Source organism: Dyella sp. RRB7, from assembly GCF_022761115.1.
In the GTDB taxonomy this organism is placed as follows: domain Bacteria; phylum Pseudomonadota; class Gammaproteobacteria; order Xanthomonadales; family Rhodanobacteraceae; genus Dyella.
Window position 1 is genome coordinate 117,653 of sequence record NZ_JAKWJS010000001.1, and the last position, 13,948, is coordinate 131,600.

General features: G+C 66.6%; 15 protein-coding genes. 9 read left to right on the forward strand and 6 right to left on the reverse strand.

The window, feature by feature from the left end; all coding sequences use genetic code 11:
• Positions 1-117: 117 nt before the first annotated feature.
• The 5 genes from MJ606_RS00535 to MJ606_RS00555 all read left to right on the forward strand — a co-directional run bounded on the left by MJ606_RS00535 (position 118) and on the right by MJ606_RS00555 (position 3,736).
• Positions 118-633 (forward strand): hypothetical protein, encoded by a 516-nt coding sequence (locus tag MJ606_RS00535; protein ID WP_243047412.1) that lies wholly within the window; start codon positions 118-120, stop codon positions 631-633.
• A 248-nt stretch (positions 634-881) separates the two neighbouring features.
• Positions 882-1,721: an alpha/beta fold hydrolase gene (locus tag MJ606_RS00540; protein ID WP_243047414.1), complete on the forward strand. Its 840-nt coding sequence runs from the start codon at positions 882-884 to the stop codon at positions 1,719-1,721.
• A gap of 9 nt (positions 1,722-1,730) precedes the next feature.
• The gene (locus tag MJ606_RS00545) at positions 1,731-2,096 is read left to right on the forward strand and encodes an EamA family transporter (protein ID WP_243047415.1); all 366 of its coding nucleotides are present in this window, start codon (positions 1,731-1,733) and stop codon (positions 2,094-2,096) included.
• A 4-nt stretch (positions 2,097-2,100) separates the two neighbouring features.
• On the forward strand, positions 2,101-2,532 hold the full coding sequence (locus tag MJ606_RS00550) for an EamA family transporter (RefSeq protein ID WP_243047416.1): 432 nt from the start codon (positions 2,101-2,103) through the stop codon (positions 2,530-2,532).
• 1 nt (position 2,533) lies between these two features.
• On the forward strand, positions 2,534-3,736 hold the full coding sequence (locus MJ606_RS00555) for a DegT/DnrJ/EryC1/StrS family aminotransferase (RefSeq protein WP_243047417.1): 1,203 nt from the start codon (positions 2,534-2,536) through the stop codon (positions 3,734-3,736).
• On the opposite strand, the gene MJ606_RS00560 is transcribed toward MJ606_RS00555, so the two are convergent.
• The 3 genes from MJ606_RS00560 to MJ606_RS00570 form a co-directional block, all read right to left on the reverse strand.
• Complete coding sequence (locus MJ606_RS00560; RefSeq protein ID WP_243047418.1) at positions 3,733-4,548, reverse strand: type II CAAX endopeptidase family protein; 816 nt, start codon at positions 4,546-4,548, stop codon at positions 3,733-3,735. The two genes, MJ606_RS00555 and MJ606_RS00560, sit on opposite strands and share 4 nt — an antisense overlap.
• 106 nt (positions 4,549-4,654) lie before the next feature.
• Positions 4,655-5,530 carry an arginase family protein gene (locus MJ606_RS00565; protein WP_243047419.1) on the reverse strand — a complete coding sequence of 292 codons (876 nt, stop codon included), beginning with the start codon at positions 5,528-5,530 and terminating at the stop codon, positions 4,655-4,657.
• Entirely contained in the window at positions 5,517-6,575 is a 1,059-nt protein-coding gene (locus tag MJ606_RS00570) for a GNAT family N-acetyltransferase (RefSeq protein ID WP_243047421.1), read from the reverse strand. The genes MJ606_RS00565 and MJ606_RS00570 overlap by 14 nt, the downstream gene beginning before the upstream one ends.
• 220 nt (positions 6,576-6,795) lie before the next feature.
• On the opposite strand from MJ606_RS00570, the gene MJ606_RS00575 reads away from it, so the two are divergent.
• Both MJ606_RS00575 and MJ606_RS00580 read left to right on the forward strand, forming a co-directional pair.
• Positions 6,796-7,047: a phosphopantetheine-binding protein gene (locus MJ606_RS00575; RefSeq protein WP_243047423.1), complete on the forward strand. Its 252-nt coding sequence runs from the start codon at positions 6,796-6,798 to the stop codon at positions 7,045-7,047.
• A 3-nt stretch (positions 7,048-7,050) separates the two neighbouring features.
• Complete coding sequence (locus MJ606_RS00580; protein WP_243047425.1) at positions 7,051-8,265, forward strand: beta-ketoacyl-[acyl-carrier-protein] synthase family protein; 1,215 nt, start codon at positions 7,051-7,053, stop codon at positions 8,263-8,265.
• Between the two features lie 204 nt (positions 8,266-8,469).
• Here the strand turns inward: MJ606_RS00580 and MJ606_RS00585 are convergent, their stop codons facing one another.
• Together MJ606_RS00585 and MJ606_RS00590 are read right to left on the reverse strand one after the other, a co-directional pair.
• Entirely contained in the window at positions 8,470-8,868 is a 399-nt protein-coding gene (locus MJ606_RS00585) for an NUDIX domain-containing protein (protein ID WP_243047426.1), read from the reverse strand.
• The gene (locus MJ606_RS00590) at positions 8,865-9,353 is read right to left on the reverse strand and encodes an 8-oxo-dGTP diphosphatase (RefSeq protein ID WP_243047427.1); all 489 of its coding nucleotides are present in this window, start codon (positions 9,351-9,353) and stop codon (positions 8,865-8,867) included. The genes MJ606_RS00585 and MJ606_RS00590 overlap by 4 nt, the downstream gene beginning before the upstream one ends.
• A gap of 158 nt (positions 9,354-9,511) precedes the next feature.
• Here MJ606_RS00590 and MJ606_RS00595 point away from each other — a divergent pair, with 158 nt between their 5' ends.
• On the forward strand, positions 9,512-10,264 hold the full coding sequence (locus MJ606_RS00595) for a phosphodiester glycosidase family protein (protein WP_243048545.1): 753 nt from the start codon (positions 9,512-9,514) through the stop codon (positions 10,262-10,264).
• Positions 10,265-10,330: 66 nt separating this feature from the next.
• Positions 10,331-12,751 (forward strand): penicillin acylase family protein, encoded by a 2,421-nt coding sequence (locus tag MJ606_RS00600; protein WP_243047428.1) that lies wholly within the window; start codon positions 10,331-10,333, stop codon positions 12,749-12,751.
• A 55-nt stretch (positions 12,752-12,806) separates the two neighbouring features.
• On the opposite strand, the gene dapE is transcribed toward MJ606_RS00600, so the two are convergent.
• On the reverse strand, positions 12,807-13,940 hold the full coding sequence (gene dapE / locus MJ606_RS00605) for a succinyl-diaminopimelate desuccinylase (RefSeq protein WP_243047429.1): 1,134 nt from the start codon (positions 13,938-13,940) through the stop codon (positions 12,807-12,809).
• Between the last annotated feature and the right edge of the window lie 8 nt (positions 13,941-13,948).

Here is a 13,948-nt window from a genome sequence, read left to right on the forward strand (position 1 = left end):
CTGCGCGCCTACGGTTGAGGCTGCAGGGAACTTCCCTGCCCTGGCAGGCATCGAATGGAAACATGTGCACACCGGCGACGGTCGCGCGTTCTAGGCAGCATGTCCCCGGAGTTTTCCATGAAGATCATCCGCATCACCAGCCTCATGGCCGCCTGCCTGCTGACTGCGCCGGTTTGGGCGCAGGACAGCGGCCAGCCACTCAATCTCAAACTCCCCGCCAATGTACCGGCCGCCAGCGCCAGCAGCGCCGCGCCGGCCACCACCGACACCAAGCCGGCCAGCACGACGGGCCAAGCCGCCACGCCGCCCAGCCAGGGCGCGACGGCCAGCACCGCCCCTGCCAATGCCAATGGCTCCAAGGACCCGCCGGGTACCTACTACGGCGATACCAGCGGCGCCCTGGGCGACACGCAGGCCGCGGTGAGCCAGCCCGTGGTCACCTGTGATGACGCCACCTACAACCAGCCCCAGGTGCACGGCTCGGTGACGACCGGCGTGGTGTCCGGCAATCACTTCAGTGGCGGCTATACCGGCGGCGGCGTCACCCTCAGCCAGGCCTTTGGCAGCTGTGAGCATCCCACCGGCGGCATGAGCATCTCGGTAGGCGGTACCCAGGGCCATTTCGGGCGCTGACTTGTCTCCTCCCCCTGCTTGCAGGGGGAGGCTGGATGGGGGTGGGGGCTCTTCATACGGGCAAGAGCTTTACCCCTCCCCAACCCTCCCCAACAAGCAAGGGAGGGAGCCTATAGGTCCCCACCTCGAAAAGGTCGAAAGTTCTTGGAAAGGGTCAGCGGCCACACTGGCAGCATGGTTTACTGCACTCTTTCCCTGCGCCTGCCGCGCCATTTTCCGCATTCCGCCCGCTGTACCGGAGCTTCCGAGTGATTCAGAACGTTGAGTTCCGCTACGAGGGCGGCCGCAGTGGCGTGCTGCTTATTCATGGCCTGACCGGCACCCCCACCGAGATGCGTCTGCTCGGCAAGGGCCTCAACCGCGCCGGCTATAGCGTCTATGGCATGCAATTGGCAGGGCATTGCGGCGATGTCGACGACCTGCTGAAGACCGGCTGGCGCGACTGGTACGCCAGCGTGGAAGCGGCGGCCGAGCAGTACCGCCACGAAGTGGATCATCTGTTCGTCGCCGGCCTGTCGATGGGCGCCGTGCTGGCGCTGAAGCTGGCCGCCGACCATCCGGACTGGATCAAGGGCGTGGGCGTGTACGGCGCCACCTTCCAGTACGACGGCTGGGCGATTCCGTGGTTCGGCAAGTTCTCTTTCCTGCTGCCGTTCCTGCACAAGTTCGGCATTGGCAAGCACCGCATGGTGCACGAGAGCGAGCCCTATGGCATTCGCGACGAGCGCCTGCGCGCGCAGATCAGCTCGGCCATGCTGGGCGGCGACAGCGCGGCGGCGGGCCTGCCCGGCAACCCGTGGCCATCGCTGGCGGAGATGTACAACATGGCCGCCGTGGTGAAGCGCGAACTGCCCAAGGTCAACGCGCCGTGCCTGATCGCCCACGCCACCGAAGACGACGTCGCCAGCCTCGAGAATGCCTACCTGGTGCAGCGTTCGGTATCCGGTCCGGTGGAAACGCTGTGGCTGGAAGACAGCTACCACATGATCACGGTGGACCGCCAGCGCCGCCTGCTGACGGATCGCTCGGCGGAATTCTTCCGCAAGGTTGCCGCCGCCTACGAGCCCGCTGCACGCGCTGCGGCCTGAGGACTCGCCATGAGTCCCCTGGTCGTCACGCTGTGGCTGCTCAACGTCACCCTGGATACCGTCGGCCAGCTTGCCTTCAAGGCCGCGGCCGGCGATCCGCGCGCGGGTGACGGCCTGGCGCGCTGGAAGTACATGGCGGCGCGGCCATGGATCTGGATCGGCATCGTCTCCTACGTCGCCGAGTTCCTGGTGTGGATCGCCTTCCTGTCGCTGGTGGATCTCTCCGAAGGCGTGCTGCTGGGCTCGATCAATATCGTCGTCATCATGATCGCCGGGCGCATCCTGTTCCGCGAGAAGCTCACGCCACTGCGCGTGACCGGCATTTTGCTGGTTACCGCTGGCGTGGCCATGGTCGGCATCGCGGGCGGAGGTTGATCGGATGAAACGTTTTTACTTCTTCGGCTTCACCATCCTGGTGCTGTTCGACACCATTGTGCAGCTGAGCTTCAAGTACGCCGGCAACCACGCGTTTCCGCCCGAAGCCAACTGGGCGTGGATCGTGCGCGTGTTTGGCCATCCGTGGATCTATTTCGCGGTGGTCGGCTATGTCGGCAACTTCTTCACCTGGATGACCTTGCTCAAGCACGCCCCGATCGGCCCCGCGTTCGCGGTGACCCATCTGGAAGTGGTCAGCGTGATGCTGTTCTCGGCGTGGCTGTTCCAGGAACCGCTGACCTGGCCGCGCGTGCTGGGCGCGACCACCATCGTGGCCGGCATCATCTGCCTTGCCTTTGCCGAAAGCGGCGCGCATCCGGAACACGACGCGCCCACCGAAGCCAAGGGCGCGCTGGGCGTCGCCGCGGGCGACTGACATGGCCCGCGAGCTGCCGCCCACCGCAGGACTGCCGCTTCGCCTGACCGATCTCTGGCCCGGTCGCGCAGCGTTCGCCGAGCGCGTGGCGCAGTGGCTGGGCGTCGACCCGCTGCAACTGGAATGCTCCGGCACCGCCGCGATGGTGGTGGCACTGCGCGCCATGCACCGCCTGCGTCCCCAGCGTGATGAAGTGATCGTGCCGGCGTGGACGTGCCCGCTGGTGGCGCTGGCGATTCATCGCGCCGGCCTCAAGCCGCGGCTGTGCGATCTCACTCCCAACCATTTCGACATGGACGCCGCCCAGCTTGGCGCGCTGGCGGGAGAGCGCACGCTGGCCATCGTGCCGACGCATCTGGCCGGCCGCATCGCCGACGTCAACCTGGTGCTCGATGTGGCCCATCGCGTGGGCGCCTATGTGCTGGAAGACGCCGCGCAAGCGCTGGGCGCGCAGCAGGACGGGCGCAGCGTGGGCCTGCTCGGCGATGCCGGCTTCTTCAGCCTGGCGGTGGGCAAGGGCCTCACCCTGTTCGAAGGTGGCCTGCTGCTCACTCGCGACCCGGTGTTGCGCGACGCCTTCGCCGTCAGCCATGACGCCACCATCCGACCCGATGCACGCATGGACTGGCAACGCGCACTGGAATTGATCGGCTATACGCTGGCCTATCGCCCTTCGCTGTTGTCGCTCGCCTATGGGCGTCCACTGCGCAAGGCGCTGGCGGCCAATGATCCGGTCGCCGCCGTGGGCGACGATTTCGGGCCGGATATTCCCCTGCATACCGTCAGCCCCTGGCGCCAGGCGGTGGGCAGTCGCGCCCTGAAGCGCCTGCCGGCCTTTCTGGATGCCACGCGGACCCAGGCGCTGGCGCGCGTGGCGCGACTGTGCCGAATCCCCGGCGTCACGGTGTTCGACGATGCCCCGCGCCAGCGCGGCGTGTGGCCGTTCCTGCTGCTGACGCTGCCCAGCGAAGCCGCTCGCGATGACGCGCTGCGCAGCTTGTGGACCGCTGGTGTCGGCGTCAGCCGGCTGTTTATCCACGCCCTGCCCGACTACGCCTACCTGCGCGGCATCGTGCCCGACACGCCGCTGCCCAACGCGCGCGACTTCGCCGCACGCTCGCTCACCATCAGCAACAGCCTGTGGCTGGATGAGGCGACCTTCGCGTCGATCTGCACGGTGCTGGAGCGCGCCGCCGGCGCCTAATGCATCGCCGAATCGGCCTGAACCCCGCGCTTTCCGCTGGAAAGAAACAGCAGCGCACCCACGCCCAGGGACAGGCATGGCGCGATCAGCGAAAGCCCCTGCCGGGCGGGAATCATCACGCCCATGACGATGACCGCATTGGTTGCGGCATGCATGAAGACGCATAGCAGGATGCTGCGCGTGCGGCTGTAGAGCCAACCGAACAGCAATGCGTTGCTGATCACGCCCAGCAGGAACAGCGGGAAATGCGCATGGTATTGGCTGACGCCCGGCAGGAAGAACAGCGGCAGATGCCACACCGCCCAGATCGGCCCGATCAGCAGCGCGGCGCGGCCCTGGCCAATGGCGTGCCCCCACTCTTCCTGGGCGATGCCGCGCCAGCCCAGCTCCTCCAGGCCGCCGCCGACGATCGTCATGGCGAACAGCAAGGGAAACGCCGACCACGGCTTGATCGCCACCAGGCCCGACAGGGTGGGACGCAGCGCCACCGCCACGCCAAGGGCCATGAAGGCCAGCATGATCGGCAGGCCCAGCGCCAGCGCATACCAGGGCAATGGCACGCGCCACCGCAGCAGCCGCTGGTGGAATTCGGCCAGCGGCGCCTGGGCGGTGGTGAGACATACGGCGAGATAGGCGGCGATGGTCGGCCCCAGGCCGCCCAGCACGTACAGCGTCATGTACGGCCATTGACCGTAGGCCGTGGCCTGCGCGCGGGCCAGCACGATCAGCGTGCCCCAGGCGACCCAGGTGATGGCGAAGGCAGCGGCCAGGAAAATAAGCACGCGACGGCTGCTGGGAAAGGCAGTGGTCATGACGATGGCATCAACTCTGACGATCGCCGGAACGAGCCGGCACTCTTGCCTCACTCGCCTCCATCCGTACCGGCATCCCGCCGGCACCTTGCCACGGATGGGTCGCCTATGTGCTGCTGGCCGCGATGGCCGCCAGCAGGCGTGTATTGAATGCACGCTGCTGCGCCTGCCAGGCATCCAGTTCGCTTTGCGGGATCGGCTGCTGGCCATCCATGCCGCTCAGCAGGCGCTTCCACCAGGTACGGTACCGGTACGCGGAAACCTCGCCGTTGATGTCGCTGGCCACGATACGGCCACGCAGCGCCTCGATGATGGCCATGGCGTGCACTTCTTCCAGCCGGCCCTGGTCCCAGTTGGTACGCGCGGTATCCACGCTGAAGGCGTCCTTGTCGATCGACAGGTAGGTGGCCTGCGGCGCCTGGCGCAGTTGCGCGACGAAGGCCGTGGTGAGCGCGTCGGGATCGTCGAAACGACGGAAGGCATCGGCCAGTCCGAGCCGGTTGGCCCAGCCCACGTCCACGTCCATGCACCAATAGCTGAGCTTGCCGGCCTGCAGCGGACGCAGGTAATTCTCCCAGGCGTGCCTGGCGCCGATGTCGCCGGAGGTGATGCCGACCACGTGCACATGGCTGACATAGGGCAGCATGGCGACGCGTCGCACCCACGAGCCGCAATGGATGCCCCAGGGAAAACGCATGTTGTCCGGATGATTGTCGAACACCACCAGCTGGAAAGGCCCACGCGCGCGCTGGCGCTCCACCAGCGGCCAGGTCAGGTGGTGATAGTCGCCCGAGCCCATCAGCACGGTGCCATAGCTGGACGGCATCTGCGCATCGAGATAATTGCGCAGCCGGTTGAACGTGCGCAGCGTGCAGCCGAAACGGATGGCCTCCTGCCAGTCGGACAGGGCCAGCGTGGTGGCGCCCGGTATCTGGCCTACCGAGTCGTCGAAATCCAGAATCAACGCTTCACGCTTGCTCATGCGCCGCCCATTGGCTGTCGCTTTCGAAGAATTTGCCCAACCGTCTCGCCAGCATCCGCAGCAACGGATTGCGCAGGTAGATGGCGTGCCGGGTCAGGGTGAATTGTGCACCCAGATAGGCCTTGATCTGCGGATCGGTCCAGCCGGCCACGTAATGGGTAAGGCCGTGCTCGCGCGCCCACGCCAGATTGTGGAACCAGCTGGTGAAATAAAGGTTCTGCTCGCGTGCCTGCGGGTAGGCAAAGCCCACGTACTTGTCGATCAGCTTGCCATCCACCGCAAAGCACAGGTTCCAGCCGATCATGTCACCCTGATGACGGTAGACGAACACCACGCCGCCATTGCCGGCATCACGCAGCACGGCGGCAAAGAAGCCGCGACTGAGCTTGTCGAAATGGATTTCGCTTTGCGCATACACGTTCTCGTAGAGCGCGTAGTACGCATCCACCACTGCGTCATCGGCAAACGAGGCGTCGCCGCAACGCACCGATTCGACCGCCACCTCATCGCGCTTGCGCAGCTTGCGGCGGATGTCCTTGCGTCGGCCGGACGAGAGCCGCGCCAGGTAGTCGTCCTCGCTGGCAAAGTCGATCGGCACATAGGCCAGCGCCTGTCCTTCCAACAGCAGGAAGCCGGCCGCATCGCAGGCCTCGGCAAAGCGCTTGCACCATTCGCCCGTCGCCGCGTCGAACAGCGGCGAAGCCTGCGGGATGTCCTTGACGATCAACAGGCGTTGACCACGCCCCAACTGGTCGCGCAGCGCCGTCGCCAATGGTGCAGGCTCCGCGCCGCGCGGAAACAGCGCGTATTCCGACACGGTGGTGCCCACGAACGCGGTGCGCCAACGCAACAGGCGCCCCCACCAACGGTAGCCGGGAGCGTGCACGACCTTATCCCTCACCTCGGCGTCCGCCGTGGTCAGCAGATCGAAGGGCGCCACGAACGCCGGGGTGCCGGCAGCCTCCAGCACACGGAAATCGATGGGGGGATGCTCCGCGAACCGGGCGATCAGCGCATCCGGCTCAAGCTGGTTCAGGTACCGCACACCGCACTCCACTGGATACAAGTGCATAGGATACGACCCCGCACGGTCCGCCGGTGCATCCTGAGTCGATAAGCTGGATGAAAGGCAGCCGGCGGACGATCGGGCGCACGCTCGGCAAGCGCCGGCATTCTGGACATTGCAACGATCGTTCGTCAGTCTTGCTCAAGGGCATCAGGTGGATGCCTGTCACTCCGGCGCCATGGCATCCAGGAAAGCAAACATGAGCACAGTGCAACAGGAAACCTTCGACATCATCGCCAAACAGGCCAAGATCGAGCTCGATACGATCAAGCCGGAATCCACCTTGAAGGACCTGGGCATTGCCTCGCTGGATGCCATCGAAGTGATCTTCGACATCGAAGAGCACTTCAACATCAACCTCCCCAACGAGGACACCGACCTGGAAAACGGCACGGTGGGCCAGCTCGTCGAAGCCATCGAGCGCCAACTCGCCCAGAAGACCAGCGAATAAGCCATGCGTCGCATCGTCATCACCGGCATGGGCGCCATCTGCGCCCTGGGCCATGACGCGCCGTCCGTGTGGAAGGCGATGACCGAGGGCCGTTCCGGCATCGGTCCGATCCATCACATCCAGCCCGGCCAGTTGCGCAATGGCGGCATCGCCGCCGAAATCACCGACTACGATCCGGCCAGCTTCTTCGATGAAGCGCGTCGCGCCTTGCTCGATCCGTTCAGCGAGTACGCGCTGATCGCGGCCAACGAGGCGATCCGCCAGTCCGGCATCAGCTTCGCCGGCGAGGCCGCTGCGCGCACCGCGGTGGTGATCGGCACCGGCGCCGGCGGCGAAAACACCCGCGATGAGATGTACCAGCGCCTCTACGGCGAACACCAGGGTCGTTTCCACCCACTGGGCATCGTGCGCATGATGACGAATGCGCCCGCCAGCCAGGTGAGCATCGTGCATGGCATCACCGGTCCCGCCTTCGTGGTGGCCAGTGCCTGCGCCTCGTCCAACCATGCCTTTGCCCAGGCCGCCATGATGATCCGCTCGGGCATGGTCGACGCCGCCGTGGTGGGCGGCACCGAAGCCTGCATCACGCTGGGTACCTTGCGTGCATGGGAAGCCATGCGTGTGCTGGCCCCGGATACCTGCCGCCCCTTCAGCGCCGGTCGTCGAGGACTCGTACTCGGCGAAGGCGCCGGCATGTACGTGCTGGAAACGCTGGAGTCCGCCCAGGCACGCGGCGCTAACATCCTGTGCGAGCTGGCCGGCACCGGCATGAGTTCGGACGCAGGCGATATCGCCGCGCCCTCCGACATCGGCGCCGCCGCCGCCATGAACATGGCCTTGCGCGATGCCGGCATGTCCCCCGACGAGGTGGATTACATCAACGCCCACGGCACCGGCACCGTCGCCAATGACAGCACGGAGACGCGCGCGATCCATCGCGTGTTCGGCGCGCATGCGCGCGAGCTGGTGGTCACCTCGACCAAGCCCATGCATGGCCACGCCCTGGGCGCGGGCGGCGCACTGGAACTGGTAGCCGCCATCGGTGCGATCCGTGACGGCATCGTGCCGCCCACGCTCAACTACCTGGGCCCCGACCCGGCCTGCGACCTGGACTATGTGCCCAATGTGGCGCGCGAAATCAACGTGCATGCGGCCATCAGCAATTCGTTTGCGTTTGGCGGGCTCAATGCGGTGGTGGCGATTCGGCGGGGGCCGTAGGGTTTGCTCGCGCCGGGTGGCGATGGCTTCGCCAGGATGTTGTTTGGGCAGTGGCGCGATTCGATAGGCGGCGTTGGTTTTGGTTCGTCATCCCTGCAAAAGTGAGGACCCGGGGACTGTCGCTTTTGTTGGCGTGGTCGCCAGGGTGCCGCCTCCGCAGGGATGACTAATAAGAGCGCCTTCCGTCCCAACCGGGAGAGAAAGCTAGAGCCTCGGCAATATCTGCTGGCGACTCAGCCGCGCGATAGCCACATCACCCGGCGCCGCCGGATCGATCCAGCACACCTCTTCGATTTCCGCCTTCGCCTCAAAAGGCCCCTCAGCGGCCACCTCATAGACCTCCGCCTCCACTACATGGCCAGGCTCATTGGCCGCCGGCGCACGGAAGCATCCCAGCCAGCGCGCGCCTTCGCGATGCATGCGGCAACCGAGCTCCTCGGCCAGTTCGCGCGACAGCGTATGCAGATCATCCGCATCGCCCGCGTCACGCTTGCCGCCCGGCTGCTGCCACACGACGGCACCGCGCTTGCGCACCATCAGCACGCATCCCTGCGCGTCGCGGATCACCGCCGCGACGATGCGGATGTATTGCGCGTCACTCACAGCCGCGAGAACGCCCAGGACTGCATGCGCCCGTCCTTGTACGGCATCACGCCGTGGAACGGGCGCGGATCGTCGTCGAATACCAGCGGCAGGAAATGGCGGTCGCCTTCCCACATGGGCAGTTCCATCAGCCGGTCCAGCGGCACCCACTCCAGCGTGCCCTCGGGGTTGGCGGTCAGCGGTGTGCCACTGAAGCGGTCGATCACGAAGATGAAGCCCAGCCAGTCCTCGCCCTGCTTGCCGAAACCGGGCCAGTTGAGCGTGCCGCGCATGCTCATCGACTCGCAGGTGATGCCCGCCTCCTCGAGGATTTCGCGGCGCATGCAGGCGGCAATGTCCTCGCCCGGCTCCATCTTGCCGCCCAGGCCGTTGTACTTGCCCAGGTGCAGGTCGTCCGGGCGGGAGTTGCGATGGATCATCAATACCTGCCGGCGATCGGGCGACAACACGTAGCCGAGCGTGGCGACAATGGGTGTGTAGGGCATGGGTCCGTGACACCTGAGGGGAAAACCGCGAGTTTAAGACATGCTGCGGCCGGGCTTGCGCAGATCACACCGACCCGGCGACCATCGGGGGCATGTCCACGTCTTCGAACCGACATTCGCCGTTGCGCCGCCTGACATGGCCACTGCTAGCGCTGCTGATGCTGCTGGGCGGCATGAGCGGTTGCGCGCGGCAGGCGCCGCCCGTGGACAGCAGCGAGCGGGTGTTCGAGAACCAGAACTTCCGCGTGGTCAGCATCGACCTCAAGCGCGAGACGCTGAGCCTGCACTGGAAGGACCCGCAGAGCGGCGAGCCCTACGGCACCATCAATGCGCTGCGCCAGTGGGGCATGTCGCACGGCCGACGCATGCTGTTTGCCGCCAACGCGGGCATCTATGACCGCCAGTTCGCGCCACTGGGGCTGTACGTGGAAGGCGGCAAAACGGTGGTCCCGCTCAATCTTGCCCATGGCAACCCGGCCTCGGGCAATTTCTCGCTGCTGCCCAACGGTGTCTTCGCCATCTATCCCGATGGCCATGCGGCCGTGCGTACCAGCGCCGCCTTCAAGGCGGAGGGCAAGCCCGTGCAATGGGCCAGCCAGTCGGGACCGATGCTGGTGATCGATGGCAAGCTCAACGAACAGTTCATCGACGACTCCAACAGCCTCAAGTGGCGCAGCGGCGTCTGCGCCAAGACGCCGCACCAGGTGGTGTTCGCGGTGAGCGAGGCGCCGGTGAACTTCCATACCTTCGCGCGGCTGTTCAAGGAGGAACTGGGCTGCCGCGACGCGCTGTACCTGGATGGCACCATCTCGCAGTTCTATGTGGATGGCGAAGGCTACGCCGGCGCGCCCACGTTCATGGTGAAACCCTACGCCGGCATTTTCGCGGTATTCGCCCAACCCACGCCATAAGGCCGACGCGCTCATGCGGCCGGTCTTGATCTTCCACCTCCATCGACGAACCTGGTTCCGCACGCCATGACCCAAGCACGACGTTTTCGCTGGCTTCGTTATCTCATCGGCACGCTGCTGATACTGGTGGTCGGCGTGCTGCTCGCCGGCTGGTACCTGATCGCCGGCAGTCGCGCGCAACTCGACGGCGAGGTGCGCCTGGCCGGCCTCAAGGACGCCGTGTCGATCACCCGCGACGCGCTGGGTACGGTGACCTTGAAGGGGCAAAGCCGCGACGACGTGAGCTTCGCGCTGGGTTACGTGCACGGCCAGGAACGCTTCTTCGCGATGGACCTGATGCGCCGCCTGCCGGCCGGCGAGCTGTCCGAACTGGTGGGCGCCAAGGCGCTGGATACCGACATCAACCATCGTCGCCATCGCCTGCGCAGCGTGGCCGAAGCCGCTTATGCGCAGCTGGCGCCGGCGCAAAAGCACGCGCTCGATCTGTATGCCGCGGGCGTCAACGCCGGCCTGGCCGATCTGCACGTGAAACCGTGGGAATACCTGCTGCTCAACGAGAAGCCGCAGCCGTGGCGCCCCGAAGACAGCTTCCTGGTGATCGCCGCGATGTACCTGGACCTCAACGGCGACGGCCGCAACGAGCGCGAGCTGCATATCGCCGAGCTGCGCTCCGCCTTGCCGGCGCCGGTGGCGGATTTCCTGCTGTCGCCCGATCCCAACTGGGAAGCGCCGTTGAAAGGCGATCTTTCGCATCCGCCGGTGATCCCCGGGCCCGACGTGCTCAACCTGCGCCAGGCGCAACCGTCGACAGCCACGGACAGCAGCGCCCTCACCGCGGCCCTGTTGCCCGCGCTGGACGAGGCGCGCCCTGGCAGCAACAACTTCGCGGTGGCTGGCAGCCTTACCGAAAACGGCGCGGCCATTCTCGCCAACGACATGCACCTGGGCCTGCGCGTGCCCAACATCTGGTTCCGCGTGCGCCTGCGCTATCCCGATCCCACCGCCCCGGCGGGCCAGCGCGATGCCAGTGGTGTCTCCCTGCCCGGCACGCCGGCCCTGGTGGTCGGCTCCAATGGCCAGGTGGCCTGGGGTTTCACCAACAGCTACGGCGACTGGCTGGACTGGGTGCGCGTGCTGCGCGACCCGAACGACCCGAGCCGCTACAAGGTGCCGGAAGGCTGGGCCAGCATCGAATCGCACGACGAGGTCATCCGCATCAAGGACGCCCCCAGCCACACGCTGAAGGTCGAAGACACGCGCTGGGGCCCGATCATGGGCAAGGACACCGACGGCACGCCGATGGCGCTGGCGTGGATCGGCGATCGTGCGCAGGGCTACAACCTGGGCGTGATGCAGCTGGAACATGCCGATAGCGCCCACGCCGCGCTGGACCTGGCGCACACCATGGGCATGCCGCCGCAAAACCTGCTGGCGGCCGACAGCGCCGGCCATATCGGCTGGACCGTCACCGGCGACTGCATTCCGCTGCGCAAGGGCTTCGATCCGCAGCTGCCGGCCGACTGGTCCAGCGCGGACACCGGCTGGGTGGGCTGCGCCGATGCCTCGCAGTATCCGCGCATCGAAGATCCCGCCGATGGCCGCCTGTGGACCGCCAACAATCGCACCGTCGATGGCGACGACCTTGCCCTGCTGGGCAATGGCGGCCACGACCTGGGCGCACGCGCCCAGCAGATCCGCGACGACCTGCGCGCCCGCGGCAGCTTCACGCCCGGCAACCTGCTCGACGTGCAACTGGACGATCGCGCGGTGCTGCTCACCCGCTGGCAACGCCTGTTGCAGGACACCCTGGCCGGCACCAACGATCCCGCACTGGAACAGTTGCGCCAGCTCACCGCCAGCTGGACCGGACGCGCCGACCCCAGCAGCGTCGACTACCGGCTGGTGCGCGCCTTCCGCGACAAGGTGAAGGAGAACGTGCTGTCACCGTTCGTGGCGCGGGTGAAGCAGAAATACGACGATTTCAGCTGGCCCGGCATGATCGACGCCGAAGCCGCCGTATGGACCCTGGTGCGCGACCGCCCGATCCAGTTGCTCGATGCGAAGTACGACAACTGGAATGCCCTGCTGCTGGCCAGCGCGCGCCAGGTGGTCGACGAACTGGGCAAGCAGCCGGGTGGCCTGGCCGCACGCAACTGGGGCGAGATCAATCGCACAGGCATCCGGGATCCGTTGTCGCGTGCACTGCCGCCCTTCGTCGCCCGCTTCCTCGACATGCCTGACGAAGCGGTGGCCGGCGACCACAACATGCCGCGCGTCGTCTCGCCGGGCTTCGGCGCCTCCGAACGTCTGGACGCCATGCCCGGCCACGAGGCGCAAAGCATCCTGCACATGCCCGGAGGCCAGAGCGACAACCCGCTGTCGCCCTATCACGGCGCCGGCGAGGAAGACTGGGTCAATGGCCGCCCCACCCCGCTGTTGCCGGGACCGGAGCAGCACACGCTGACGTTGGTGCCGGCCGCCCCTTGAGCCGGCATCGCTGCGGACCGGAAGCCCGACCGGCTTCCGGTCCCTGCCGAAAAGGTCAGCCCAGCAGCCGCTCGCACACCGCCAGGTACAGCGACGGCAGCTTTTCCAGATCATCCACCGCCACGCATTCATCCACCTTGTGGATGGTGGCGTTGACCGGCCCCAGCTCCACCACCTCCGCACCCAGCGGGGCGATAAAGCGGCCATCGGAAGTGCCGCCGCCGGTGCTTTCTTCCGGCGCGATGCCGCATAGCTCGCGGCAGGCCGCGACCACCGCCTCGCGCACGGCACCGCCCGGCGGCGTGAGGAACGGCTCGCCGGACAACGACCAGTCGACCTGCCAGTCCAGCCCGTGCCGGTCGAGGATGGCTTCGGTGCGCGCACGCAAGTCCTGCGCGCTGCTGGCTGTGCTGTAGCGGAAATTGATCAGCGCGGTCAGCGTGCCGGGGATGACGTTGTTGGCGCCGGTGCCCGCGTTGAGGTTGGACACCTGGAACGAAGTGGGCGGGAAATCCTGGTTGCCCTCGTCCCAGCGTTCGGCGGCGAGTTCGGCCAGCGCGGGCGCGAAGGCGTGGATGGGGTTCCTGGCCTTCTCCGGATACGCCACATGCCCCTGCACGCCGCGCACGACGAGCGTGCCCGACAACGAGCCGCGACGTCCGACGCGGATCAGGTCGCCCAGGCGTTCCTTCGACGACGGTTCACCCACCACGCACCAGTCGATGCGCTCGCCAGTGCTGCGGAAATGCTCCGCCACGCGGCGCACGCCGTCGAGGTTGGCAGGGCCTTCCTCGTCGCTGGTCAGCAGCAGGCCCACACGCCCCCGATGATGCGGATGCCTCGTCACGAACGCTTCCAGCGCCACCACCATCGCGGCCACGCCACTTTTCATGTCGGCCGCGCCACGGCCATATAGACGTCCATCGCGAACGACCGGCTCGAACGGGTCGCCCTGCCAGTTTTCCACCGGGCCGCTGGGCACCACGTCGGTATGCCCCAGGAACACCAGCAACGGGCCACCGCTGCCATGCGTGGCCCAGAGATTGTCCACCTCGCCGAAGCGCAAGTGCTCGCAACGGAACCCGGCCTGGGTCAGTCGCGCCGCGATCAAAGCCTGGCAACCCGCATCATCGGGCGTTACCGAGCGGCGGCTGATCAGTTCACAGGCGAGATCGAATACGGCGGACATCGGTTTTC

What these genes read in the sequence shown, in the direction of transcription:
- MJ606_RS00565 (WP_243047419.1), bottom strand. Translation starts at nt 5,530, where the DNA reads ATGAGCAAGCGTGAAGCGTTGATTCTGGATTTCGACGACTCGGTAGGC.
- MJ606_RS00550 (WP_243047416.1), top strand. Translation starts at nt 2,101, where the DNA reads ATGAAACGTTTTTACTTCTTCGGCTTCACCATCCTGGTGCTGTTCGAC.
- MJ606_RS00590 (WP_243047427.1), bottom strand. Translation starts at nt 9,353, where the DNA reads ATGCCCTACACACCCATTGTCGCCACGCTCGGCTACGTGTTGTCGCCC.
- MJ606_RS00575 (WP_243047423.1), top strand. Translation starts at nt 6,796, where the DNA reads ATGAGCACAGTGCAACAGGAAACCTTCGACATCATCGCCAAACAGGCC.
- MJ606_RS00545 (WP_243047415.1), top strand. Translation starts at nt 1,731, where the DNA reads ATGAGTCCCCTGGTCGTCACGCTGTGGCTGCTCAACGTCACCCTGGAT.
- MJ606_RS00595 (WP_243048545.1), top strand. Translation starts at nt 9,512, where the DNA reads ATGCTGCTGGGCGGCATGAGCGGTTGCGCGCGGCAGGCGCCGCCCGTG.
- dapE (WP_243047429.1), bottom strand. Translation starts at nt 13,940, where the DNA reads ATGTCCGCCGTATTCGATCTCGCCTGTGAACTGATCAGCCGCCGCTCG.
- MJ606_RS00535 (WP_243047412.1), top strand. Translation starts at nt 118, where the DNA reads ATGAAGATCATCCGCATCACCAGCCTCATGGCCGCCTGCCTGCTGACT.
- MJ606_RS00580 (WP_243047425.1), top strand. Translation starts at nt 7,051, where the DNA reads ATGCGTCGCATCGTCATCACCGGCATGGGCGCCATCTGCGCCCTGGGC.
- MJ606_RS00555 (WP_243047417.1), top strand. Translation starts at nt 2,534, where the DNA reads ATGGCCCGCGAGCTGCCGCCCACCGCAGGACTGCCGCTTCGCCTGACC.
- MJ606_RS00560 (WP_243047418.1), bottom strand. Translation starts at nt 4,548, where the DNA reads ATGACCACTGCCTTTCCCAGCAGCCGTCGCGTGCTTATTTTCCTGGCC.
- MJ606_RS00600 (WP_243047428.1), top strand. Translation starts at nt 10,331, where the DNA reads ATGACCCAAGCACGACGTTTTCGCTGGCTTCGTTATCTCATCGGCACG.